A 1,975-nucleotide genomic window follows, 5' to 3' on the forward strand; every position below is an offset into this window, starting at 1 on the left:
CAGCGGGTGTCGTACCCGTCGGCCGCGCCGCGGCGGCGCCATTCGCGGACGCGGTCCGGGTCGCCCGGGTCCGCTCCCCACGCCCGGCGGCTCAGGAAGGCCCGCTCCCCGGCGCGCACAGCCACCGTCCCCAGGTCCAGCGTGTCCACTCTCTCCCCCGCCCCGCCGCGCACCGTGATGCGCACGCGGTGCTCCCCCGGCGCCAGCGGCAGGCGGGCGAGCGAGATCCGGTCCGGGAGGAGCGACCAGCTCCGCGTGTCCGCCTGCTCCAGCGCGTTCCCGGCGAGGTTCGCGATCCGCCCGAGCACGTAGCCCGCCACCTCGCCGCCCTCCTTCTCGGCCTTCTTCTCCACCTCGCGCGCGGCCAGGAACTTCACGACGCCCCGCCCCACCGCGCGGGTCAGCACCAGGGGGCGCCTCCGCTCGAACTCCCGCACCACCGCGCCGGAGACGTCCTCCACCGGGACCGCCGCCGCCGCCGCGCCGTCCACCAGCACCCGCACCTCCAGCGGGCGGGCCGCCTCCAGGCGGTAGACCGGCCAGGCGAACTTGAGCACGTGCGCCCCGGAGAGCGTGGCGGCCCAGCGCGCGGCGGGGTGCTCGTCGAAGGCGGACCCCCACCGGGACTGCTCCCCCAGGTTGCGGAAGAGCCGCGCGGTCACGCGCGCCGCCGCGGCGGCGACGCCCTCGTCGTCGTCCCCGTCCAGGCCGTCCAGGTCCTCCGGGAACACGGGCACGTGGATGTCCTCGCCGGTGCGGTGCGCCACCCAGCCATGCTCCACCATGACCACCAGCTCCGCCGTGGGGACGCCCGGGGAGGCGGTGAGCCCATAGCGTGCCCGGGCCGAGTCCGCCACCTCCCGCACCCCCAGCTCGCTGGCCGCGCGGAACAGGTCCGGCCCCAGCGAGCCGGGCGCGGCGAAGCCCTCCGCCGCGCACCCCTGGAAGGCGCGCTCGGCGCGGCGGAGGGAGACGAGCGCGTCGTTCCGCTCCCCCGCGGCCTGGTACACCATCCCGGCCAGGTAGGGGAGGAAGGCCTCGCCGGAGCAGTGCTTCCCCGGCTCGCGGTCGGCGAGGAGGAGGCCCGCCTTGCGCGCCTCCACCACCGCCGCCTCCCGGTCGCCCAGCGCCAGGTAGTTCAGCATCCGGTAGTACGGCACCATGGCCCGCTCGGGGAGCGTGGGGACGTACTCCAGCACCCCGTCGTTCACCAGCAGCGACCCCACGCCGCGCGACGCGCTGCGCGTGTAGCGCCGCTCCGCCTCCCGCTCCGCCCACTCGAAGGCCTCGTTGCTGGCCGCGTGGCGCCCCGCCTGGTGCAGCACCACGCCCAGCTGGAGCCGGCGGACCAGCTCGTCCCGCGGGGCGGTGCGCGCCCCCGCGTGCAGCAGGCGGAGCGCCGCCTCGTGGTCGCCGGCCATCAGGTAGTGGCGCAGCCAGGCGTCGCCATCCGCGAGGGTGGCGCTGCGCAGCGGCGACTCCGGGGGGAGCGTTTCCGGACGGGGGCGGTCCGGGAACGGGCTCCGCGCGGCGCACCCGGCCAGGACGGCGAAGAGCGCCGCCCCGGCCGCGCCCCGCAGGAGCGGGAGCGGGCTCTTCATCTGCGGTCCAGGACGACGATCCGGTCGCGCGCCTCGGCGATGGCCGCCGCCCACCTCGCGTACGCCTCCCCGGTCACGCGGATGCGCTCCAGCTCCATCTGGTGCAGGAACATGCGGTAGCGGAGCTGGGCTTCGAAGGGGCGGAGCGCCTTGTCCAGCGTCCGGGCGATGCGAAGGGTGGTCTCCGGGTCGTCGCCGCGGAGGACGTCGGCGCGGTCGTAGCGGTCCAGCGCCCCGGCCAGGTCGCCCCGCGCGGCGTGCTCGTCGCCCTCGCGGAGGAGGGCCTCGGCGCGCGCCGCCGCGGTCCCGCGCAGGGTGGCGTCCGCCGGGGTGGACACGGTGCGGAAGCCCTGGTGCTCGCGGTAGGTGATCCC

The 1,975-nt window shown here is 77.2% G+C and carries 2 protein-coding genes; both read right to left on the reverse strand.

What is annotated here, in order from left to right; genetic code table 11:
• Positions 1-1,601, reverse strand: a 1,601-nt coding sequence (locus tag VGR37_18380; GenBank protein HEV2149376.1) for a hypothetical protein, incomplete at its 3' end; no start/stop codon positions are given.
• Positions 1,598-1,975, reverse strand: a 378-nt coding sequence (locus tag VGR37_18385; protein HEV2149377.1) for a hypothetical protein, incomplete at its 5' end; no start/stop codon positions are given. The genes VGR37_18380 and VGR37_18385, both read right to left, overlap by 4 nt.

The organism is Longimicrobiaceae bacterium (genome assembly GCA_035936415.1).
Lineage (GTDB): Bacteria > Gemmatimonadota > Gemmatimonadetes > Longimicrobiales > Longimicrobiaceae > JAFAYN01.